The 23,192-nt window shown below is 55.7% G+C and carries 17 protein-coding genes; 9 read left to right on the top strand and 8 right to left on the bottom strand.

Features of this window, described 5'->3' with window-relative positions; all coding sequences use genetic code 11:
• Window positions 1–151 precede the first annotated feature (151 nt).
• Both dgt and H7A51_10120 read left to right on the top strand, forming a co-directional pair.
• A complete protein-coding gene (gene dgt, locus H7A51_10125; GenBank protein ID MCP5536574.1) occupies window positions 152–1,435 on the top strand; it encodes a dNTP triphosphohydrolase in 1,284 nt (427 codons plus the stop codon).
• Window positions 1,436–1,447: 12 nt separating this feature from the next.
• A complete protein-coding gene (locus tag H7A51_10120) occupies window positions 1,448–1,705 on the top strand; it encodes a hypothetical protein (protein MCP5536573.1) in 258 nt (85 codons plus the stop codon).
• Between the two features lie 6 nt (window positions 1,706–1,711).
• Here the strand turns inward: H7A51_10120 and H7A51_10115 are convergent, their stop codons facing one another.
• The 3 genes from H7A51_10115 to H7A51_10105 are packed head-to-tail and all read right to left on the bottom strand — an operon-like array spanning window position 1,712 to window position 3,984.
• Complete coding sequence (locus tag H7A51_10115) at window positions 1,712–2,749, bottom strand: quinone-dependent dihydroorotate dehydrogenase (GenBank protein ID MCP5536572.1); 1,038 nt, start codon at window positions 2,747–2,749, stop codon at window positions 1,712–1,714.
• 24 nt (window positions 2,750–2,773) lie between these two features.
• Window positions 2,774–3,274, bottom strand: coding sequence for a hypothetical protein (locus H7A51_10110; GenBank protein MCP5536571.1), 501 nt, complete (start codon window positions 3,272–3,274; stop codon window positions 2,774–2,776).
• Between the two features lie 50 nt (window positions 3,275–3,324).
• Window positions 3,325–3,984: a TIGR04283 family arsenosugar biosynthesis glycosyltransferase gene (locus H7A51_10105; GenBank protein ID MCP5536570.1), complete on the bottom strand. Its 660-nt coding sequence runs from the start codon at window positions 3,982–3,984 to the stop codon at window positions 3,325–3,327.
• 98 nt (window positions 3,985–4,082) lie between these two features.
• On the opposite strand from H7A51_10105, the gene H7A51_10100 reads away from it, so the two are divergent.
• Complete coding sequence (locus H7A51_10100) at window positions 4,083–5,330, top strand: AI-2E family transporter (protein MCP5536569.1); 1,248 nt, start codon at window positions 4,083–4,085, stop codon at window positions 5,328–5,330.
• A gap of 48 nt (window positions 5,331–5,378) precedes the next feature.
• Here the strand turns inward: H7A51_10100 and lipB are convergent, their stop codons facing one another.
• On the bottom strand, window positions 5,379–6,026 hold the full coding sequence (lipB, locus tag H7A51_10095; protein ID MCP5536568.1) for a lipoyl(octanoyl) transferase LipB: 648 nt from the start codon (window positions 6,024–6,026) through the stop codon (window positions 5,379–5,381).
• 324 nt (window positions 6,027–6,350) lie between these two features.
• On the opposite strand from lipB, the gene smc reads away from it, so the two are divergent.
• Both smc and H7A51_10085 read left to right on the top strand, forming a co-directional pair.
• Window positions 6,351–10,154 (top strand): chromosome segregation protein SMC, encoded by a 3,804-nt coding sequence (smc, locus tag H7A51_10090; protein ID MCP5536567.1) that lies wholly within the window; start codon window positions 6,351–6,353, stop codon window positions 10,152–10,154.
• A gap of 72 nt (window positions 10,155–10,226) precedes the next feature.
• Window positions 10,227–11,177 carry an alpha/beta hydrolase gene (locus H7A51_10085; GenBank protein MCP5536566.1) on the top strand — a complete coding sequence of 317 codons (951 nt, stop codon included), beginning with the start codon at window positions 10,227–10,229 and terminating at the stop codon, window positions 11,175–11,177.
• Here the strand turns inward: H7A51_10085 and H7A51_10080 are convergent.
• The 4 genes from H7A51_10080 to H7A51_10065 form a co-directional block, all read right to left on the bottom strand.
• The gene (locus H7A51_10080) at window positions 11,169–14,243 is read right to left on the bottom strand and encodes a right-handed parallel beta-helix repeat-containing protein (GenBank protein ID MCP5536565.1); all 3,075 of its coding nucleotides are present in this window, start codon (window positions 14,241–14,243) and stop codon (window positions 11,169–11,171) included. The genes H7A51_10085 and H7A51_10080 overlap by 9 nt on opposite strands.
• An 18-nt stretch (window positions 14,244–14,261) precedes the next feature.
• Window positions 14,262–15,269 carry an endonuclease/exonuclease/phosphatase family protein gene (locus tag H7A51_10075; GenBank protein ID MCP5536564.1) on the bottom strand — a complete coding sequence of 336 codons (1,008 nt, stop codon included), beginning with the start codon at window positions 15,267–15,269 and terminating at the stop codon, window positions 14,262–14,264.
• Between the two features lie 45 nt (window positions 15,270–15,314).
• Window positions 15,315–15,554: a twin-arginine translocase TatA/TatE family subunit gene (tatA, locus tag H7A51_10070; GenBank protein ID MCP5536563.1), complete on the bottom strand. Its 240-nt coding sequence runs from the start codon at window positions 15,552–15,554 to the stop codon at window positions 15,315–15,317.
• Window positions 15,555–15,750: 196 nt separating this feature from the next.
• Window positions 15,751–16,557: a pyrroline-5-carboxylate reductase gene (locus tag H7A51_10065; GenBank protein ID MCP5536562.1), complete on the bottom strand. Its 807-nt coding sequence runs from the start codon at window positions 16,555–16,557 to the stop codon at window positions 15,751–15,753.
• Between the two features lie 135 nt (window positions 16,558–16,692).
• On the opposite strand from H7A51_10065, the gene H7A51_10060 reads away from it, so the two are divergent.
• From H7A51_10060 to H7A51_10045, 4 genes are read left to right on the top strand one after another with little or no spacing between them, the layout of a single operon-like run.
• Window positions 16,693–17,337 carry a TetR/AcrR family transcriptional regulator gene (locus H7A51_10060; protein ID MCP5536561.1) on the top strand — a complete coding sequence of 215 codons (645 nt, stop codon included), beginning with the start codon at window positions 16,693–16,695 and terminating at the stop codon, window positions 17,335–17,337.
• Entirely contained in the window at window positions 17,334–18,734 is a 1,401-nt protein-coding gene (locus tag H7A51_10055) for an efflux transporter outer membrane subunit (protein ID MCP5536560.1), read from the top strand. Before H7A51_10060 ends, H7A51_10055 begins: the two co-directional genes overlap by 4 nt.
• An 11-nt stretch (window positions 18,735–18,745) precedes the next feature.
• Window positions 18,746–19,933, top strand: a complete 1,188-nt coding sequence (locus H7A51_10050) for an efflux RND transporter periplasmic adaptor subunit (GenBank protein MCP5536559.1) — start codon at window positions 18,746–18,748, stop codon at window positions 19,931–19,933.
• A gap of 14 nt (window positions 19,934–19,947) precedes the next feature.
• Entirely contained in the window at window positions 19,948–23,154 is a 3,207-nt protein-coding gene (locus H7A51_10045; protein MCP5536558.1) for an efflux RND transporter permease subunit, read from the top strand.
• Window positions 23,155–23,192 lie beyond the last annotated feature (38 nt).

Below are 23,192 nucleotides of genomic sequence, written 5' to 3'. Positions count from 1 at the left end.
GTGAAAGGGAGGCCAAAGCGTTGAGCCAGCCCAGGGGCTGCATCAGGATACGGCGGGATGATAGCTGAACATGGGTCACTCTGGTCAGCGGTGACAAAAATGGTTTCCTTGCGTGACTTTTCGTACCGTGGAATCAAGAATACCTGAGCCGATGAATACTTTTTACAACGCATTCGACACCGAGCGGCTTTCCAACTGGGAGCCGGGTGATGATTTCCGGACACCGTTTCAAGTCGACCGCGACCGGGTGCTGCACACCCCGGCTTTCCGTAGGTTGCAGAGCAAGACGCAGGTGTTCTGGAGTGGTGAGTACGATTTTTACCGGACGCGTCTCACGCATTCGCTGGAGGTGGCGCAGATTGGCCGGTCGATCTGTCACTGGCTGAAGCAAAGCTCGGACTTGCTCCATGATGATCATTTTATCGATCCTGAACTCGTTGAAGTGGTTTGTTTGTCGCACGACCTCGGGCACCCCCCATTCGGTCATGCGGGTGAGCGGAGTCTCAATTTCCTGATGAAGGATTACGGCGGATTCGAGGGCAACGCACAGACACTCCGCCTGCTGACCGAGCGGATTTTTTCGGTCAAACGGGCCGGTATGGACCCGACGCGGGCATTTCTGGATGGTATCCTGAAATACAAAACCCTCTGGACGGAACTCCGTAATGACAGCGAGGCTCCTGAGAATCATTTTATCTATGACCAGCAAGTGAAGTACCTCGACTGGGCGATGGGCGGCAATGATTTCCCTCTTGAAATGACACCGGGCAAGGCGCGGGACAGCTTTAAATCCATCGAGTGCCAGGTGATGGACTGGGCCGACGATACTGCGTATTCGCTGAATGATCTTGCCGACAGCGTGAGGGCCGGGTTTTTATCCATTGCCCGCATCGAACGCTGGGCGGAAAAAACCGGGGAGTCTTTGGGTGATGGCACACCTCTCGGCGATCTCATCAAAGCCATTCGCGGCAACCGGGTCGAGCCCTTCGCTGGGAAACGCATCGGCAAATACATCCAGGCCGCCAGTTTACTTGAGGACACCAACCCGATGAGTGGGCTGACCAACCGGTACAAGTACATCGTCGAGGTTGATGATGCAATCCGCAACGAGTCCGAGGTCTTCAAACGCCTCGCATTCGAATGCGTCTTTTTGTCGCCCGAACTCAAACAGCTCGAACACAAGGGGAACTATATGTTAGAGCGCCTCTGGAAGGTGTTGAAGAAACGCTACATCGATGGTGAGACAATTTCCGGCCAGGACTTTCAGTTGCTACCCGAGGAGGATGCCCAGGAAATTGAAGCAGAAACCGATATCAATGCCCGTGCCCGACTCGTCTGCGACTTCCTTGCAGGTATGACCGATGGTTACGCCGCCCGCCTTTATAAACGCCTCTTCATCCCGGATTTCGGGTCGATCGGGGATTTGGTGAGTTAACCGGGAAATAAGATGAAACACCTATTCCTGCTCGGAACCCTCGGCCTTGTTTCCTGCGCCAGCGACATCAAGGATTGGGAGATGTCCGATCCCAACGATTCGGCGATGATGGCCAACGATATCTCGAATCCTCGGTTGTATCGTTCGGACGCCATCGGTCTGGAGCGACAAAGCCTGAGCGACAGGGAAATGCGTGGATTGACCCACAAAAAAGACAGCAGCGTCAAAATCAGCGGCGAGCTGAGCGTGGGGGTGGGGAAGCGGTTTTAGCCCGGCTCAACGGGTCGCTTTTAAAATATCCCTCACCAGGGGGGGGCCGTGATAGATGAAGCCAGTGTAGAGCTGCACCAGTCTGGCTCCGGCCTCGAGTTTCTCCTTGGCATCCTCAGCCGTCATGATGCCACCGACCCCGATGATGGGTACCTTGTCGCCGAGGTGGCTGTAAAAGGCTGAGATGACTTCGGTGGAACGTGATGTGAGCGGGGCACCGGAAAGTCCTCCAGGCTGGGTGGCAAAGTCGCAACCTTCGACCTCGCTGCGGGAAATGGTGGTATTGGTCGCAACCAGGCAGTCCAGCCCGCCGTCGAGAAAGACTCTGGAAAGGTCCGCGATGTGCTGCGGTTCGAGATCGGGGGCGACTTTCAGAGCGATGGGAACGCGCCGACCACTCGAGGTGGTCAGTTTTTCCTGTTCGATTTTCAGCGCGTCGATGAGTTTGGCTGTTTCGTCAGCCGCCTGGAGGTCGCGTAGGCCGGGGGTGTTGGGGGAGGAGAGGTTGACGGTGATGTAGTCGGCGACATCCCAGGCGCCACGGAGGCAGGTCAGGTAATCGTCGGTGGCTTGATCGTTGGGGGTCACCTTGTTTTTTCCAATATTGAATCCCACGATGCCGCCGTTTTTCCGGAAAGCGGATGAGGCTCCGACGTTGGTGGCACCGACTTCGATGCCGGAGTTGTTAAAGCCCATGCGGTTGATGATGGCCTGCTCCGGAATGATGCGGAACAGGCGCGGCTGCGGGTTGCCCGGTTGGGCGCGTGGAGTGATGGTGCCGATTTCAATATGGCCGAACCCGAGCCGCCCAAAGGCATCAATGCAACTGCCCTCCTTGTCGAGTCCGGCGGCAAGTCCCACACAGTTGGGAAAGGTGAGCCCCATACACTCGATCGGTTTCGTTTTGGGGGCTTTGGGGGTCACCAGCCCGAGGATGTGCAGTCGTTCCAGCCAGCGGAGGGCGTCGAGAGAGACATCGTGGGCGGTTTCCGCATCGAGACGGAAGAGGAGGTTGCGGGCGAAGCGGTATTGTTGGCTGGTCACGGTAAATGGGGTCTAATAAGCTGGTCAATATAGAGTCTTGCGCGGCTCACCCTTGCCTTTGTCGTGGTCCTCGTGCATCAGCTCGAAGTCACCCTCCTCGCAGCAGCGCACAAAGCCCTCGGCATAGCTTTTGAGCTTGTCCCAGGACTGTCGGATGTCCGATGCCTCGTCCGATGTGATCGAATTGTCGAGTGCGGCTTGGGAGATACGGGTCAGCAAACTGGAAAACTGGCCAACGATTTCGTTGGTGGCAGGCAGCACGTCATACCCCTGTTCGGCCTTCCTGGTGGGATTACTCACAAAGTAGCCGTTACACTGCTCGCAGAGCCATTCAATGATCGGCTGGTGCTGGGTGTGATCGTAGATTTCGACGATACGGTCGAGGGGATTCCTGCTCCCCGAACCACTCACGGACTGCTCCTGCGCCCATTTGTAAACGAGTGAGAGGGAAACGCCGAGTTCAGACGCGATGGCTTTGGGGCTGCTATTCTCAAATGCAGCTTTGAGCACCTCATGGGATTTCATGGCGCGTAGGCTAGGTGGATTTTCCACGACTGGCAAGTCTATGCGCTTGCTTATTGGTCGATCAGTCCGGCCCGCCACGCCAAGGTCAGGAAAAAATCGCTGGCGAGGCGGGGCAGGGGGTGTTTACCAAACCTGCGGGCATCCGTGACAACCGGTTCTGGTAAAACGGTCCAACGACCATGTGGTTTGGCCCGGATGGCAAGGTCGAGGTCTTCGAATCGCCGCAGATCCCGATAACCACCGAGACGCCGAAACAACGCATGGTTGATAAAGATCGCCTGGTCACCGTATGCCCAGAATAGCTTGCGCGCCCGCCAGCCGGCCCAACGGGAGGTGACGGCGAGCAGCCGGCTGCTGGTATCGAATTTCCTCTCGAAGCACCCCATCAGGCACCCGTCCTGAATCGACCGGATGAGCTCGTGGTATGCATTTGGGGGGAGTATGGTGTCGGCATGCAGAAAAAGAAGCACGTCCCCACGCGCACAGCGGGCTGCGGCATTCATCTGCCTGGCACGGCCACGGTCCGCGTGGAGGATCACGATGGGAAATTGTTGGGCAATGGCCAGCGTATCATCGATGCTGCCGCCGTCGCTGAGGATCACTTCGACCATATCCTGATAGGGGAGGGACGAAAGGCATGTGTGCAGATTTTCTGATTCATTCAGCGCTGGAATGATGATGCTGATGACGGGCCGGTCTGTGATTGTCATTTTTTTAACAATAATCGAATGATTCCATTGCTTGAGCGTCTGAATAAGCGTATGTTGGCCGTGCCTTCCCGAGGCATCGTGGCAAAAGCATACAATTGATGCTGGTTTACGCTAACAATGATTTTTATTTTTGGCCACACCAACTCGTCCCAAGATCCATTCCCGTGCCATCCAAACCCGCAGAAGCCTATAAAGCCATGCTCTTGCTCGCCTCGGCGGTGCTCGTGCTCAGTGGCTTGTATTTTGCCAGGGACTTTTTTATACCCGTCTCACTCGCGTTTTTCATCGCGGCGGTAAGTTTTCCCATTACCAACTGGCTTCGTGAACACAGGGTGCCCCGGTTTATCTCCGTCCTCATCACCGTGCTGGTGGTTTTTGCCTTCCTCTCCGGCGTGATGGTGATTGGTTTTTTACTGATCAACGATTTGGCTGAAGGTGACCGACTCGAACAGTATGGAAAAAAAATGTACCACGTGGCACTGAACGGTGGAGCCCAGCTTGAGGAATGGCAGTTTGAAGGTGCGCAGGAGGAAATTAAGAAATTCCTGACCGCGGAAAAAATCGGTGACTTTTTCAAGGAGAATATCACCTCGTTGTTAGGTGGGGTGCTGGAAACCCTGAAAAGCTCCTTCATCGTGCTCATCCTCCTTGTGTTCATGCTCAGTGAGGCACGGATGTTTGCGCGCCGGTTCGAGGCCATCGTCGATGCCCAGGGGCCAAACCTTCAGCGTATGCTGAGTGCCACCCGCGACATCCAGAAATACCTCGGTATCAAAACCATGGTCAGTATCGCTACCGGCGGCTTGGCTGGCTTGCTCTGCTGGGCTGCCGAGGTCGATTTCCCCCTTCTGTGGGGCATCCTCGCATTCGCGCTCAACTACATCCCGGCTATCGGCTCGATCATAGCCGGCATCCCCCCCGTGATCCTTGCCTTGCTGATCCACGATGTGAAACACGCCATCGCTGTCGCCTGTGGATACCTGGTCATTAACGGGTTTTTAGGAAATTTCATGGAGCCGGCACTTCTGGGGCGCCGTTTCGGTTTGTCCACCGTGGTGGTCGTTATCTCCGTCCTGTTCTGGGGGTTTCTCTGGGGGCCGGTCGGGATGTTGTTAGCCGTGCCGCTGACCATGCTTGTCAAGGTGGCCCTCGATAACAGTTATGAGCTTCGTTGGCTGGGTGTGGCGATCAGTCAGGGGAAAAACCAGAACCCGGACCTCGAGCGGCAGATTATCAAGGAATCGACCAAGGCTCAGAAAAAAAAGGAAAAGGCTGAAACCCTTGCAGAGTCCGGGGACCAAAGCAATGTCGCAGACGCGGTCCCGGCTGCCGGCGAGGGCTCTTGATGGCGAGGACGGGACTTGAGTGGGAATGTCCCAAGGACGGCCTGCCACCTAGGCATGTTTGGCCCGCATCCCGCCCAAGAGCCTGTCCAGGTGTGGCGCACAGCGGTGGGCGAATCCCTCCACATCGACGGCACTGCCGCACTCGCTCTCAAGGCAGGTCATGGTGACTCCATCAATGCCACAGGGGGTGATCGATTGGAATCCCAGCAAGCTGGCACGTGTCAAGTTGATGGCAAAGCCGTGCATGGTGATCCATTTTCTAACACCCACGCCGATGGATGCAAGTTTCCGGTCGTCGACCCATACGCCGGTCAGCCCGTCACGCCTATCTGCCCTGACGCCATATTCGCCACAGGTAATGATCAGAGCATCTTCCAGCAATCTGATGTAGGCGTGGAGGTCTTTGCCCAGTGGCCGTAGGTCCACGATGGGATAGCCGGTCAGTTGCCCGGGGCCATGATAAGTGGCCTGGCCACCGCGATTGATTTCAACCACAGGGTGGGGGAGCAATGTGGCGTTCGCTCCCAGTGATGTCTGGTCACGGGTCCGGCCAATGGTATAAACCGGGCGATGCTCCATGGAGAGCAGCTGGTTCCCCGATTTCCCTTCAAGAACAAGATCCACCCGTTCGAGCTGGATTTCCAGGGCTCGCTGGTAATCCACATCCGGGCCGATCCATTGGTGCTTCAACTGCATGCGTATTGCCTTAGTGGCTGCCAGTCCCGGAAACAAGCCTTGAATCCGTCCTCGCATGCTCTTTGAGGTCTGTGGGCAGGCTTTTTGCTTAGGCTTTCTTAAATATGACAACCGCAATATGTAGTATAAACTTGTGGGGAATACACCATATATACGATTTTCCGCCTAATTGTCTTGGAGTAGTGCCGTTCAGCATTATAGTGTCGGGAACCGGCTGGCGGAACCTGATCTTCCTCGGCTCGAACCGTTCCACGTCATCCCCCCCACGTCACCCTCCCACGTCGTCTGCCCTTACTGAAATCTCCCGCACCCAATACACATACTATGTATCTCAAGTCACTCGATCTACACGGATTCAAATCCTTCGCCGATAAAACCAAGTTCGAATTCCACCCGAAAGGTGTGACCGGAATTGTCGGGCCGAACGGTTGTGGCAAGTCAAATGTCGTTGATGCCATCCGTTGGGTGCTTGGTGAGACGTCCGCCAAGGCTTTGCGTGGCGGTGAAATGGCTGACGTCATCTTTAACGGCACGGATAAAAGTGGAACCAGCAAAGCACGCGCAGCCCTGAGTATGGCCGAGGTGACGATGACGCTGGCCGACTGCGAAAAAACGTTGAAGGTCGATTTCAACGAGGTCGCCATTACCCGCCGGGTCTACCGGGATGGCAAGTCAGAGTACCGTATCAATGGCAGCCTTTGTCGCCTCCGCGATATTCACGAACTCTTCATGGATACGGGTATTGGCAGGACCTCCTACTCCATCATGGAGCAAGGGAAAATCGACATGCTTCTCAGCTCCAAGCCGGAAGACCGTCGGACGGTTTTCGAGGAAGCCGCCGGTATCACCAAGTTCAAAAAGGAAAAGCGTGAGGCCTTACGCAAGCTCGAGTACACCGAGGCCAACTTGCTCCGTGTATCCGATGTCCTCGCCGAACAGGAACGCCGCATGAATTCCCTCAAGCGCCAGGTCGCCAAGGCCCGCCGCTATCAGGAACTCGCCACTGACGTGCGCATACTGGACACCCACCTCAGCCATCGCAAATACACCGAATACACAGCTGAACTCAGTGAGCTTGAAAACTCGATCCATTCACTTGAGGTCCGCGAGACCGAGCTGGAAGTAGGACTTCCCGAAAAAGAACAGGCTGTCGTCAAGGCCCGCGATGCCGCCCAGAGCCTTGAAGCGGAACTCTCCGAAATCCGCCAGCAACTCAACCACCACACCAATGCGGCGAGCGCTGCCGAGAGCCGGATCGCCTTCAACAAGGAACGCCAGGCTGAACTCGAGGCCCGGGTCAGCCAGAACCAAAGCGACATCCTCGAAGCCCAACAGAAACTCGAGCAGCAGCAACTTGACTTTATCGAAGCCGAGCAGACGCTGAACGATCTCACTGGCCGGATCGAGTCGCAGCAGGCCCTGTTAGCTGAACATGAGTCCCGCGCCGCTGCCCAACGAAACGAGCGTGAGGAAAAGGAAAACATTCTCCGCAGCCTGCGTGCTGAATCAAATACCACCCAGTCGGTCATCGCCGCCAGCCAGGCGAAAATTGAAAGCGCGTTGACGCAGATGGAGAACAGCCTCGAGCGCTCACGCAAACTTGCCGAGGAGGAGGAACGACTTCAGGGTGAGCACGAAGAGGCGGTGATGGAGCAGGAGGGTATTGCCTCCGAGCTGGAGACCCGCCGTAGCAAGCTGGCTGCTCTTGAGGAGGAGAAGGAAACGACCGAACGTACCTTCCAGCACACACGGGGTGACCTTGATGCCGCTCGGGATCTTGCTTCTGCGAGTCATAAGGATCTCGCCAAGGTTTCCTCACGCCTCGATGTACTCCGACAGCTCGTCGACAGCGGGGAAGGATTTGAAAAAGGAACCCAGGCCGTGCTCAAGGGGCTCGATGAACCTGGGTTTTTTAAGAACGGTGTGCGCGGCGTGTTAGCTGGCCTCATTGAGGTGGAACATGCCTACACGGTAGCCGTGGAGGCGGCACTCGGCTCGCATTTGCAAGCCGTCCTGGTTACCGACTCCAGTTACGCGCAGGCGATTATTGATCGTCTTACCGAAAAGAAACTCGGCGAAGCCGCCCTCATTCCGGAAGACTTTGTCTCGCCAACCTCCGCCGGCCAGATGATGACCGTGCCGGATGGCGCCGAGACCTGGGCGATGGACCGTGTGAAATCGGACCCCAAAGTCGCCGCCGTGGTCGAGAGCCTGCTATCCAAGGTGCTCATCGTCAGCGATCTTTCCACCGCGATGAGTATGCGCCCGGAACTGCCCGGCGTGACCCTGGTCACCTTGCGAGGTGAGGTTTTCAGCCCCGAAGGACTGATCACCGGGGGGGTTAGCACAGGCGACCAAAGTTCGGTGCTGGAACGCCAGAACGAGGTGCGTTCCCTGGAAATCGAAGTGGCGGAGCTCGAAACAGCCGACGAAGAAGCCCGCGCCCACCTCGCCGAACTCGAAACCCTGGTGAGGGAGCAGCGTGAAGCATCCGAGCTTGCCCGGGAAAGGCTGCAGAAAGCCCGTGTCGAGGAGTCAACACTCCAGGGCCAGCTCACCCTCGCCAGCCGTGAGGTGGAATCACTCGAAAGCAAAATCTCCGCTGTCCAGTGGGAGCGCAACGATATCAAGGAGCGTGATTCCAATGCTGTCATGGGACGCGAGGAACTCGAAAGCGATCTCTCCATGGCCCGCGCACGCCTAGAGCAGATAGAAGCTGACCAGGTGAAGCTGGCGGGTGAACTCGAGGAAGCGAGCCGCCGTGAAAACGAAGCCGTATCCCAACTGCAGGAGTTCCGCACCAGGCTTGCCGTTGAGCGTCAGGCATTGGAAGCCGCCGAACGCCAACGCTCACCGATGGAGGCACGTCTCGAGGAGTTGCGCCAGATAAGCAATCGTCGTGATGAGGAAATCGCGGCCTTTACCGAGCGTATGGAGGCAGCAACTGCCGAAAACTCTGAGCTGGCCAAGACCATCGAGATGAACAGGGCCGAGGCCCGCGACCTGGAAGAGCTTCTCGAGTCAACCTCAGCCAGCCGGGGTGAACTCCACCGGGCGATCGAGGTCAGCGAAAAAGAACTGTCCGACCTTCGTCACGAGTGTTCCAAGATCTCTGATCAAAAAGGCCGTGAGGAAATCGCAGCCACCAAGATTGGTCTCCGATTGGAAAATCTCAACGAAAGCGTGATGGAGCGTCACCAGATCGAACTCAAGCATTTCCGCCCGGACGCCCACGCATTGCTGACCTGCCTCCAGGAGCGTGCCAAGCAATATGACCGACAAGAACAGCGTCGCGCCGAGAGGGAAGGCGAGGAATACTCGCCAACTGAGGTGACCGATTTGGCTGCGATCGAGGTGACCGATGATGAGGTCATCGAGTTTCCCGGCGACTCCGGGCCGGACTGGGAACTCATCGAAAGCATAGTGGTCGATCTCAAGCGCAAAGTCGACTCCATGGGGCCTGTCAACGTGGACGCGATCGAGGAATTCGACGAACTTGAGGAGCATAATACCAATCTCCGCAACCAACACGATGACCTGGTCAACTCCAAAACCGAGTTGATCAACGTCATCGAGAAGATCAACGTCGAGACCAAAAAACGTTTCACCGAAACCTTCAATCAGGTGGCCGAGAACTTCAAAGGCATGTTCAAGGTGCTCTTTGGTGACAAAGCCATCGCCAACCTGGTGCTCGTCGATGAACACGATCCACTGGAAAGCGGGATCGATATCATCGCCAAACCTCCGGGCAAAAAACTCCAGTCGATCAGCCTGCTCTCCGGTGGTGAGCGCTCGATGACGGCTGTGGCACTGCTGTTCTCCATCTACCAGATCAAGCCGAGCCCGTTCTGTGTGCTTGACGAGCTGGACGCGCCGCTTGACGAGGCCAACATCGGTCGATTCCTCAAGGTTCTCGACAGGTTTATCGATAACTCCCAGTTCATCATTGTGACCCACAGCAAACGGACGATGGCACGGGCCGACGTCATGTATGGTGTCACCATGGAGGACTTCGGTGTTTCCAAGCCTGTCGGAATGCGCCTCACTACAGAGGCGGAGGCCGACAAGGCGCACAAGGGGGAAGCAAGGACCGCTGCCCAGAAGGCCGCCCTGGAGCTCGACGCTTAGCAAGGTGCCAACAGGTGCCGGCAATCGGCCGATTTTCAAACAAGGGCGGCGTCCACGGACGCTATTCTTCCGATGAAACAATTTACGATGCCCTCCCTTCTCGCAGGTCTGGCAGCCTGTGCACTACTCTCTCCCCAGGTATCTGCTGACGAGGCTCCCGCCGGGCCCAAGGCTGGTGAAAAACCGGGAAATGGTCTGCTGGACGACAAGGATGGCCAGCTATCCAAGCTTGCGGAGGCATTTCTGGGGAAAAACGGGGGCAACCGCTTGTTTTATTTTCCCACCAAGGACCAACCCTTCACACCGAGGAAATACGGGGCGAAGTATGAGGACGTCACATTCAAGTCAGCCGATGGCACAGAGCTACACGGATGGTTTCTGCCGAGTAATCTTGGTGCCGGCAAGGCGAAGGGCACCGTTGTGTTTTCCCATGGTAACGCCGGCTCGGTGGCCCATCACTACGGCTTTATCAGCTGGTTGATGCCTGCTGGCTACAATGTGCTGCTCTACGATTACCGCGCCTTTGGCCAGTCCAAGGGGGAGCTTTCCCGCAAGGGACTCGTCGAGGATGTGACGGCGGCATTCCAGTACGTGGCATCGCGAAAGGACGTCGATGCCGGCAAACTGGTTTCATTTTCCCATAGCCTTGGCGGCGCCAAATCAGTGGTGGCCCTGGCAATGAAACCCATCAAGGGACTGCGCGCGGTGATTACCGACGGGGCCTTTGCCTCCTACAAGGAAATGGCGAGGCAAAAAGCCGGTCAGGTAGGTGCCAACCTGACGACAGACGAGCTATCCACCATCGACTACATCGACAAGTTACCATCGGTCCCCTTGTTGATCATACACGGGACGGCTGACACCATGGTTCCCGTCGGGCAGGGGGAGAAGCTCTTCGAGAAAGCCAGGGAGCCCAAAACCTTTTTCAAAGTCGAAAACGGCACCCATGTCGATTCACTGGACCGGAATCACGGTGAGTATCGCAAGAAAATGCTCGCTTGGCTCGATAAGGTGTTAGGGTGAGGTTGGCAGTTCTTCGATCATTAATCTCCAGAAATATCTCGGGCCGTCGCCTATTCCGTCATCCACTACGGTAATGGTTTTGTTGATCTCATCGTAGGTGGCTGTGACATTACCACTGGGGTGGAGTTGTTCGATACCGGTTGACGGAGTGAAGCGATAGCGAGCGCCAAAGGCGTCGAGCGTTGTGTTTCGTTGTAGGATGTATTTGATATCAGGAGCATCGGGCTCATAGGCGAAGGTGATGTGCATTTCATAACCTCCGCCCGCTTTGGCTACGCGGGTAAGATGGAGTATGGCGGCGTCTTCTGTCACTGCGGGATGCCTCCCTGTGGCGTACTCGACGCCGTTTCGATTGGTATCAAATTCTGAGTCACCCGCAAAATCGGCATCCAAGCCTGAGGCGATTTTTTCTTCCACCCAGGTTGAGTATCCTACGATGTGGCCATTTTCGTAGGCCCCGAGATCGGGAGCTGTTCCAATCATCCTGCTAAAACCACGTTGATCATTTTGCAAGGCCGGGAATATGACGGAGCCCGCATCAATAGCTGGGGAACCGGGCAGTAACGGGATCGAGTTGGTAAAACCTCCGTGGTTGGAGTGGGATCCCAGCATCGGATCAAGAGGTGTGGCCATGGTGCCAACAAGCGCGCCCGCAGGGAAAATTGAGGCGACTGAGGAATTATCCCCGATGAGGTTGGGTCCAGACACAACAATGGGATTGCTGCCTCCGCCAGAAGGATCGTAGTTGATATCTGCGTTGATAGGGGAAAGGTTGGTTGCAATAATGCAGTGATTGAGGAGGAGTTTCCCGTCGGTTCCCGCGGACTTGAGATTAATCCCTCCGCCCAAATCACTGACGTTACCCGTGATTGTCAAGTGGCTGAGTTCAATGCTGCCAATGATATTTCCCAGTTCAATGGCTCCTCCCAAAGCCGATTGGTTGCCTTTGAACGTCGAATTCGTGATCGATGAATAGGAGAGTGCTGGTCCTAGTAGGTGAGAAAGGTAGATGGCTCCTCCTTTTCCTGCTGAACTGCCTAGAGCTGAGTTGTTTGAAAAGTTGCAGCGTGAGACATGAAGTGTGGAGACTGCCGATCGGATGGCTCCTCCAAGAGGCCCTCCTGTGGAGACTGTAGAGTTTCCAACAAATGAGCTTTGGTCAATGACGACATCCGAAGTCAGCGCAAAGACGGCGGCACCTCCGCCACTGGATACGGTATTGAGGGTGTTATCCGTAAAATCGCAATATCGGATACTCGCCTTGCTCAGCTCCAGATCGAGACATCCTGACAGATTGGCAGTAAATGCGCAGTTAGAAAGGCTGAGTGATGATCCTGATTCAGAAGTGATGGCACGAGCCCCTGCCTTGGTGATTGTCAGCGAATTTATGGAAAGATTGGCTGATGATGAGCAATTGAATATGCCATAGGTGCTGTCGCCATCGATAGTGATGCCATTACTCAAGCCGGAGGCATCAATGAGAACCGTTTGTGCTGACACGGGTATGGCGCCATTGGTAATGGTAAGGGTGTTTCCATCGAGGACTTGTGCAAAACTAATGAGGGAGCCTGGTGACGTTGCAGCCTGAATACATTCACGTAACGAATTGCCAACGCCCAGTCCGAGTCCTCCATCGTTTTCATCGATAGCTGTGGTGACTAGTAGTGTGGTGCTTACTTCGACGGCTCCTGTGTCGAGCGATGCTCCAACCACTCGCGGGTAGCCACGCTGATCCGTGCTTAGGCTTGTTGATCCCCCTGCGTTGTAGGCCGGGCTATTCGTCAGAGGATGCATGGTCATCGTGGGGCCTCCATAATATCCAAGCGGGGAGAGGCCAGGTTCGATTCGAGCTATGATTGTACCCACGATATCACCGTTGACATTAGGATTTCCTGCTGGAAAGGGGGTATCACACTGATCATTGGATCCAACAATACTCACGCCACTTCGGGTGAGGGTGCCACTCTGAAAATAGATGTCTTTTCCATAGCTGGCACCATTGGCTGCTACGATGGAGTTGACGAGGCTGAGGGTGGAGTTGTTGTTGTGAACACCGCCTCCGTTTTGACTCGTGTTTTCTGCAATGGTACAGCTCTCGATAGTTACTATCGCGCTATTGTTAAGATCGATAGCGCCTCCTTCTGCAGTTGATATGTTATTGGCGAATGTCGACTTAATCAGATCTACAGTCGCGCTAGTGATGTAGATTCCTCCTCCATTACTAGAGCCAACATTGGAAGAGACCGTGCTACCTGATAGTGTCAAGGTGCCCGATGTCAGATCGATCCCCCCGCCTGATGCAGCGTTGTTTCCACTTATGGTGGAATCGATGATCGTCATTGTTCCTGTGCTCGTGCTATGAATACCGCCACCGCGCATAGGTGTGCTATTGTTTTGAACAGTTGTGCCGATGAGGGTCAGTGATGTAGTGTTCCCTCCGCTCATGGAAATTCCACCACCAGCCAGGTCGGCACCAACATCAGTCGTTGTGGAATTCTGTTCGATCGTTGAATTGATGATGATGAGGGCTGAAGAATCGCAGTAAATACCACCTCCCAAACCTGTGATGCCACCGGTTCCGTGAGCCTTGTTGGCCACGATCCTGCATTGGTTCATATTAACCGTCGAGCCGTTGGAAATGTGTAGAGCGCCTCCGTTAGAGGCTGTGCCATTTCTGAATGTTATGTTTTTGATAGTAGCCAAGCTACCGTAAATACGTGCAATGCGATCTCCAGCTCCGTAGAGGGTGAGACCGTTCCCTAGAGCAGACGCATCGATTGTGAGGTTTTTGTCGATGAGATACTCACCCGAGAGAAGAAAAATCACTGCTCCGTTTAACGAGGGGGCAAAGTTTATCGTGTCACCCGTAGTGGCATCTCGAATGGCTTCACGGAGTGAGGTGTTGGGACCTGTCGGTGTGTTTAACTCGTCTGTAGACGTGTCGACTGTAATGATTGCCGCGTTAAGCGGGGATGCTATCGACAACAGTATCCAGAGGTGGTAAATATGCGTAAATAGCCATTTAATCATCATCAGCACTATCGCAAATCGCGCAATATCAGTCAAGAAGGGAACAAAGTCCGCTTACTTGATCAATACCAGAAGCGCACGGTGATCGCTGGCGAGTTCCCAGAATCCAGGGTCGAGGAGTTTACAGCCTGCCTTGTTGATGTGGGGTGCCAGGTTCGTGTTCACCATGGCAAAATCGAAACGTGAGTAGATGTCTTCCCGCGTCCAGTTGTGGGTCCAGTTTTCACCACGGGAATCGGCAATTTCCAGCATCTCCATACGCAGCGGGCTGTTGGAACGTCCCCGGATGGTGTAGACCGCCTTGGTGCGCTTGGTATCGTTAAAATCACCGTAGGCCAGAAGTTGGGTGTCGGGTGCTGCTTTCAGGATTTCGTCGATATGCTGTCGCAGCAGCAGACTCTCACTGCGACGCATCAGCTCCTGGTCGGCCTCCTTGATGGGGCGTTTGGATTTGAAATGGACACCAAGGAAGCGGACCTTGCGGTTGGGTAATGCAAGCGTGGCATCGAGAATACCCCGGCTGATTTTGAAATCGACTCCGCTGACCGTGTAGTCGAGTTTACTGGGGATCGCAGTGGATACGATGGGGTAGCGCGATAGGATGGCGAGGGCGCGGGTCTCATCGGCGCCCTCGACGCGATGCGTGTGGGGGAGGTCGATACCTGCCGTTTTCAGTCGCGCCTGGAAGTCTTTGAGGTCTTTATCGCTGCCAATTTCACACACCCCCAGGATGTCAGGGTTGCCCAGCTTGACGACATCCATCAGGGCTCTGATCTCTTCCTCGGGTTTGCCTGTGTAGACGGCTTTGCCGTCGATGTAACGGCGCATGGTCAGGTAGTTTTTCAGGTTGTAGGCGAGGAAGCGGACTTCCCGGCTGTGTTCCGTGGTTGGGGACTGGGCAGTTTCACCGGTGCTGACAGCAGCGGGCGCGGCGCCTGTTTCCGTATTTGTAGCCGCCGTGTTACCCGGGTTCTCCCAGTTCTCCGTGGATCCTTTTTTCTCACTGCAGGCAGTCAGTAGCAGGCAGAAAAATGCCCCGAGCAGTGTCGAGGCATACTTCATGGATGTGGATGGTGTGGGTAGAACCATATTGATTGTTGGCTCCGGTTAGGCGTCCTCGTCATCGCGCGGCCGGCTTTCCTTGGAGGTGCTCGACTTAGCGACGGGTTCCTTGGTCACCTCGTCCTCCGCACGTGTGATCTCGTGCTCAAACTCCTCTTTGGCTTTTTTGAATTCGCCCATACTCTTACCCAGTCCGCGTGCGAGCTGGGGAAGTTTTTTAGCGCCGAAAAGAAGGAGGATGATCAAAAAGATGACCACCATTTCTGGATATCCGAGAGGTCCCATGGGTTGTAGTTGTTGAAGTTGGTGTTTAAAGTCGGTGTTGAGTAGGCGGGGAAGATAATGCCCGGATGCCGATTTGGCAAATGGAATCGGGGGAATCGGGGAAGAATCAAGCGCCTGCAGAGCGATTACGTCAGCGGACGGAAGAACTTTCAGAAATATGGCAGAATCTTGGCGGCAGCGGCAGCGGTTTCTTTGTTTACGATTCCCGGGCAATTTCCCGTGATCGTTCCGTGGCCGCGTGCACACCTGCGGCAACGCTGGTTTCAAAACCATGTTCTGTCAGTGCAGCAAGTCCGGCCAGGGTGGTTCCCCCGGGGGAGGTGACCTGGTTGACCAGATCACGTGGGGACATTCCCGTGGCATTCACCATGCTGGCTGCGCCGAGGACTGTTTGTACGGCCAGCTTGAGTGCATCGTCGAAGGGGAGGCCCTCTTTTTCAGCCTGTAGGGCCATGGCTTCGATAAAAGTGTAGACGTAGGCGGGACCGCTGCCGGAAAGCCCGGTGACGGTATCGAGTTGGCTTTCGGTGGTTTCACTGACTGTGCCGACGGATTCCATCACCCGCCTGGCGATCCTCAGGTCAGCGGGGGTGGCATGACGACCGGGCGCAATACCGGTGGCGCCAAGTCCAATCATCGCCGGGGTGTTGGGCATGGCCCGGACAATCTTTGTTTCGCTTGGGCAGAATGACTCCATTTTTTCCAGCGTGACACCGGCCGCGATCGAGATGAGCAGGTGCCGGGGGGTGAGCACTGGCGCTATTTCCTCCAGAACAGCTGAGATATACTGTGGCTTGACCGCCAGTAGGATGGTGTCCGCCAGCGTGGTGAGCTCGATATTGTCAGCTGCCCGTGAGACACCCGTTTTTTCTACCATGTCATCGACCGAAGCCGGGTTGGGATCATAAACAATGATCGCTTCCGCCGTAGTTATGTCTGATTGGGCAATGCCTCCAATCAAAGCACTTCCCATCCTGCCGCATCCGATCAAGCCGATTTTCATGCGCGGAAACTAGACTGACCATGCCCGCGATGGCAAGAACCGGTCGGCTTTTTTTCGGGACAGCTCCAGTTTTCAAACAAGCGCTTTAATTATGGCCTTGCATTTTTAAAGCAATCGTTTAAATCGTGCGCTTGAATGCTGGCCGCCAAGAAAACCACCAAATCCCTGATTCTCGAAACCACCGAGAGGCTTCTGGCTGAACACGGTTTCGAGTCGGTGTCCTTACGCGACATCACCACCGCCGCAGAGGTGAACGTGGCGGCGGTGAACTATCATTTCGGCAGTAAGGAGAAGCTGTTCGAGGAAATCCAATGCCGCTATATCGAGCCGGTCAATGCCGAGCGTCTTCGTCGGCTGGAGGTGTTGACCGCGAATGGCCGGACGGCATCGGTCAGGGAGTTGCTGGAAGCCTTCATGCGACCGTTCCTCACGATGGTCAAACGCAGTAGGATGAGTGAGAAGCTGTTTTTCAAACTCATGGGCCGGTGTGTGATGGATCACCAGGGCGCTCTACCGCCGGCGATCATTCCGGAGTTTGAAAAGGTGGCGGAGGCCTTTACCCAGGCGTTGATCGCCGCGGCGCCCGGATTATCGGTCGAACAAGTGCTCTGGCGTTTGCATTACACCTTTGGGGTGATGGCCCAGACACTGTTGCACGGGGATTTGTTGATCAAACTAACCAAAGGTGCTTGCGGTGATCCAGACGCGGAGACACAATTCCAGGAGATGATCACGTTTTGCTTGTCAGGCTTTCTAGCTAAGGAAGGAGAGCGGGAGTGAAATACCTGTTTCCCTCACTGACATCATTGTTGATGTTAGGTTGCGTGGCCAAGGCACCCGATTCATCGATCGGTGTTGTATCGGGTAAAACGCCGTCGACCTGGTCGGCTACCAGGCAAGCCAGGGCTGGGGTGGATGCCGACTGGGTGAAACGCTTTGGAGATAGTCGGCTGACAATGATCGTAAACGAAGCCCTCCGGTCGAACCAGGACATGCGTATCGCCGCTGAGCGGGTGATACGGGCGGGAGAGGCCGCGCGCGTGGCCAGTGCACTTTCCCAACCGCAAGTCGGCCTGACGACCAAGGGAAACCGGCAGAAAATCCGGTTCATCGGCTTTCCCTTCGGCGGCTCTGTGACCTCTGAAAGTTACGGTGTGGATCTCAAGGTCGATTGGGAGCCGGACATCTGGGGGCGGGCCCGGGCAGGAAAGTCTGCGTCGATTGCTGAATGGCAGGCGGGAGGGCAGGATTACCGGGCTGCCCGTGCTTCCCTCGCGGCGCAAGTTTGCAAAGCATGGTTTGCCTTGGCCGAGGCCAACGAGCAGGTGGCACTCGCCAAGGAAGCTCTAACCATACGGAAAAAAACCGAGGATGCGGTGCGCGACCGTTATGAGCGGGACATGCGGGCTGAAGGAGGTTCCGCATCACAGCTTCGCCTGGCCCAGACGGATGTGGCATCCGCCAAAGCGGACCTTTCCGCCAAGCAGGGGAATCTGGAAACGGCGCGTCGGCAGCTTGAGCTGCTCGTCGGCAGGTATCCCTCGGCAAAAGTAGCGGGGCGTGCATCGTTACCAGCCTTGCCTTCGTCGCCTCCATCGGGGTTGCCATCGGAGTTGCTGTTGCGCCGACCCGACATTATGGCCGCCGAGCGCCGGTATGCCTCAACGCGTAAGCGGATCAAGGAGGCGAAACTCGCACTTTTCCCCAGTTTCAAGATCACCGGCACAGCGGGAACTACGACAGACTCACTCAGTAAGATTATCAACAGCGACTTCGGTGTGTGGTCGATCGGAGCCAACGTATTTTACCCGATTCTGGCAGGGGGACGCATTCGAAGTGAAGTGCGGGTGCGCCATTCCAACCAGCGTGAAGCTCTGGCCACGCTTCATAAAACGGTGCTCAATGCCTTTGGAGAGGTGGAGCAGGCTTTGGCAAACGAGAGGTGGTTACAACGCCGCGAACACGAGATCCGTGAAGCGATGAACCTGGCCCGTGATGCGGCAAAGGCCGCGGGCGACGACTATCGTGATGGCAACGGCGACGTGATGACTTTGTTTGTCGCACAATCACGTAAAATTCAGCTGGAGTCACAATACGCCTCGCTGCGTCGGTTAAGGCTCACCAACAGGATCGACCTGCATCTTGCGCTGGGTGGAGGATTTACAGTGGCTCCCTAACATTTTTTATCATGAGTGAACAACACAGTCCGAAAAGAGCATGGGCCCATACTTCCAAGGGAGTGGCTATCGTCTTGGTCCTGGTCCTCGGTTTGGCGGGTAAAAAATATCTCGAAACCCACGGCCCCAAGGCTGATAAAGAACCTCCACCACGCGTCATACCGGTCGTGCGGGTTATTACCGTGAACTCGGCCGACGAGCAGCTCTACGTGCGGACCCAGGGTCGGGTCGAGCCAGGTCGGCGGACCCAAGCCGCCTCCGAGGTCATGGGGCGTGTGGTGATGGTTTCACCCAAGTTTAAAGCTGGTGGGGTATTTGCAAAAAATGAAATCATGTTGGAAATCGACAGTGCCGACTACGTCTCGATGTTAGCCACCGCAGAAGCCTCACTGGCCGATGCCAAACTCCTGCTTGCCCAGGAAGAAGCACGGGCTGAACAAGCACAGCGCGACTGGCAAAAGCTCGGACGCGGCGAGCCCTCGGATCTGGTGTTGAGAAAGCCCCAGATTGCCAGCGCCAAGGCGCGTATCGCGTCGGCCGAGGCCGCTGTGGGAAAAGCCACACGTGATCTGGACCGCACCAAGCTACGTGCTCCCTACGATTGTCGGGTGGAGGCTGCCTACACCGATATGGGGTCGTTTATTGTGGCCGGTGCCCGACTGGCCGATGTCTATTCTGTGGATGAATTTGAAGTCCGGGTGCCGGTCACGCTTGAGGAAATGGGATACCTCGACAAGGATGACATCATCGGTGCCGCAGTGACCACTACGGCCACCATAGGGAATCAATGGCAGACCTGGAAAGGCAAGGTGATTCGCAGTGAGGGGCTTGTTGACCAGAGGACGATGACCATTTACCTGGTGGCCGGGATTGAATCTAACAAATCAGGCGGACGCTATGCGCTGCCGCCAGCGGGTTTGTTTGTGAAGGCGGAGATCCGTGGCAGGACTCTGGAAAAGGTAATCAAGATCCCCCGTAGTGCCCTGCGCTCCGATAACACATTACTCACCGTGGATGCCGGGAACAAGTTGAGGTTTGTGCCCGTCCAGGTTGCGCGGACACTCAACAAGACCGTCATTATTTCCGGTGGCCTGAAAGACGGCACCCGGGTCATCGTCAGCCCCATGGAAACTCCCGTAGGCGGTATGGAGCTCAGTGTGGAAGAGGTGGAGGCAGAAAGTAAGCCGGCAACCATGTAAGTAGGCTCTCTAACATGCAAAAAGCAATCCATTGGTTCAGTAAAAACCACGTCGCAGCGAACTTCCTGATGGTGCTCGTTTTGCTGACCGGATTTACCACCTGGTTCCAGCTCAAAAAAGAGGTGTTTCCTAACATCTCCCTCGATGCCGTGGTGATCCAGGTTCCGTTTCCCAATGCCACCCCGGAGGAAGTGGAAGATGGGATTCTTCTGCCCCTGGAGGATGCCATTGCGGATGTTGATGGCGTTAAACGGGTCACTTCCACGGCAGCCGAGTCCATGGGCGCCTGTACGGTTGAGGTGGAAACGGGTTACAACGTCCGGGAGGTGATGAGCGACCTGAAAACCAAGGTCGATGCAATCACCAGTTTCCCGGAGAAGGCGGAGAAGCCGGTGCTTGAGGAACTCCGACTCGATATGCAGGTCATGAGCATCGCTGTGTCGGCGGATGTCGATGAAAAAACACTGCGCGAAATTGGTGAGCTTGTCCGCGACGGACTACTCGACTATCAAGCGGGACCGCCACCCGAAGGTGCTGCGGGTGCCAAGGGAAAAATGATGCGCATGCTGCGGGGGACGCCCAAGATCACCAAGGTGACCCTCTCCGCAGTGCGGCCATACGAGATCTCAATCGAGGTCTCGGAACAAACGTTACGCAGCCACAAATTGACGCTTCAACAGGTGGCCGATGCGGTGAGGCGAACCTCGCTGGATCTGCCGAGTGGGTCCATCCGGACGACTGCGGGAGAGGTTGTGATTCGTGCGAAAGGCAAGCGCTACAAGGCCAAGCAGTTCGAGGATATCGTGGTAACCACCAAGCCTGACGGTTCACAGCTATTGCTCCGTGAAATTGCTACAGTCGTTGATGGTTTTGAGGATGTCGATATCAGCTCGCGCTTTGATGGTCGGCGCACCGTACTGGTCAATGTGTTCCGGACCGGCGAGCAGGACACCCTCCTGATTGCCGAAGGCGTGCGCGACTACATCGAGAATATTGCTCCCGGCAAACTTCCCGAAGGCGTCAAACTGGAACTCTGGAACGACGCCAGCAAATTGCTGGAGGGGCGTCTCAGTCTGCTGATCAGAAACGGCTCCACTGGTCTGGTCCTGGTCTTTATTGTGCTGGCCTTGTTTCTCCGCCCCAGCCTGGCCTTTCTTGTGGCCCTCGGTATTCCGGTATCCTTCGCCGGTGGTATCTGGCTCATGCCCGAGCTCGGAGTATCCATCAATATGATCTCCCTGTTCGCCTTTATCCTGGTGTTGGGTATTGTGGTGGATGACGCCATCATCGTGGGTGAGAACGTCTACAGTCGCATCCAAAAAGGGGAGCATCCACGAGAGGCCAGCTGGAAGGGAACCCACGAGGTCGGAACCGTTGTGATCTTCGGGGTTCTGACGACAATCGCCGCCTTTACTCCGATGTTGGGGCTGAGCGGTGCGAGCGGAAAAATTTGGCCTAACATACCTCTGATCGTTATCCCCGTGCTGCTGTTCTCCCTCTTGCAGTCGAAGCTCGTGCTTCCCGCGCACCTGGCATTGCTGAAACCGCATAGCACGGACCCGAATGTCAACATCATCTTCCGTGTCCAACGCCGGATCGCGAAGGGGTTGGAGCTGTTTATTGAGCATGTCTATCGACCACTGCTCATGCGCTGCTTGCGGCATCGTTACACGGTGTGGTCGGTCTTTATCGCACTCCTCCTGCTGGTTGCAGGCCTGGTCATCGGGAAATGGGTTCCCTTCGAGTTTATGCCAAAGGTGGAAGGTGACGCCGTTACCGCCAAACTTGAAATGCCTCTGGGGGTTCCGTTTACCACCACGGAAGCCGAGATTGAGAGAATTGAAAAAGCAGCCCAGCGCGTAGGCGCACGCCACAAGGATATCCATGGTAACGCTGTAGCGGTGCACATTCTCGCCACCTCGGGCACCCAACCCTTCCAAACGGGATTTGGAGGGACGCAGGTGCCCATTGGAAGTAATGTGGGGGAGGTGACGGTCGAGCTGACTCCAGCCGCCGAGCGATCCATATCCGCTGATGAGTTTATCAACGAGTGGCGTAAGGAAATCGGCATCATCCCGGGCGTTGTTGAGCTGAGCTTTAAACAACAAACCGGTGCCGGTGGCAATGCCATCGACATTGAGATTTCAGGACGCGACCTGGCCACGCTCGAAAAGGCATCCCAGTATATCACATCAGAGTTGGCCGGCTACACAGGGGTAAAGGATATCGCCACCGATAACCGGAAAGGGAAACGGGAACTGGTTTACGAAAACCTAACGCCTGCCGGTGAGGCCATGGGGTTCAGTCTCCAGTCGGTAGCCTATCAGATCCGCCAGTCGTTCTACGGTGAGGAGGTGCAGAGGATCCAACGTGGCCGTGACGAACTCAAGGTGATGGTGCGCTACCCAGTTGATGAACGCCGGTCGATCGAAAACCTGGAGGATGTTAGGCTTAGGACACCTCAAGGCGACGAGGTGCCGCTGGCAGAAGTGGCGAGTGCCCGACCCACCCGAGGGCCGGCGTCGATCCATCGAGTTGACCGTAAACGCTCCATCAAGATATCCGCTGACGTTGATCGTGCCCGTGCCAATGCCAACGAAATCGTTGATCGCTTTAACTCCGAGGTTCTGGAAGGTCTTTCCACCAGGTTTCCCGGGGTCTCATGGGATTATTTGGGAGAACAAAAGGACCAGAAGGACTCCGTTTCCGAGATGAGCGTAAAATTCATCTTCGCCCTGTTTGGAATCTATGTCCTGATGGCAATTCCTCTGAAATCGTATATTCAGCCAATTATTGTGATGACCGTCATTCCCTTCGGAATCGTTGGGGCTGTGATTGGCCACATTATCATGAGGATGGATCTCAGTATTATGTCCATGTGCGGTATCATCGCTCTCGCCGGGGTTGTGGTGAACGATAGCCTGGTACTGGTCGAATATGTGAACCGGCACCGGAAGGATGAGGGGAGCCTCATTGCAGCCGTGCGTAACGCGGGTGCGGCGCGATTCCGTCCCATCCTGCTCACCTCCCTGACCACCTTTGCCGGCCTGATGCCGATGTTGGTCGAAACCGACATGCAAGCCCGCTTCCTCATCCCGATGGCTGTTTCCCTCGGCTTCGGTATCCTTTTTGCCACCTGTATCACCCTCGTGTTAGTCCCTTCCGTCTACATGATGATGGAGGATGTCAAAGGGCTGTTTGGGAAACGCTCTGCGAAGTGAAAGGGGATACAACCTGCCTGCCTGTGGTTGTTTTCATA

The sequence above is a fragment of the Akkermansiaceae bacterium genome (assembly GCA_024233115.1).
Lineage (GTDB): Bacteria > Verrucomicrobiota > Verrucomicrobiia > Verrucomicrobiales > Akkermansiaceae > Oceaniferula.
The sequence above is the reverse complement of the archived record's forward strand: the minus strand, read 5'-3'. Positions and strand labels throughout refer to the sequence as shown.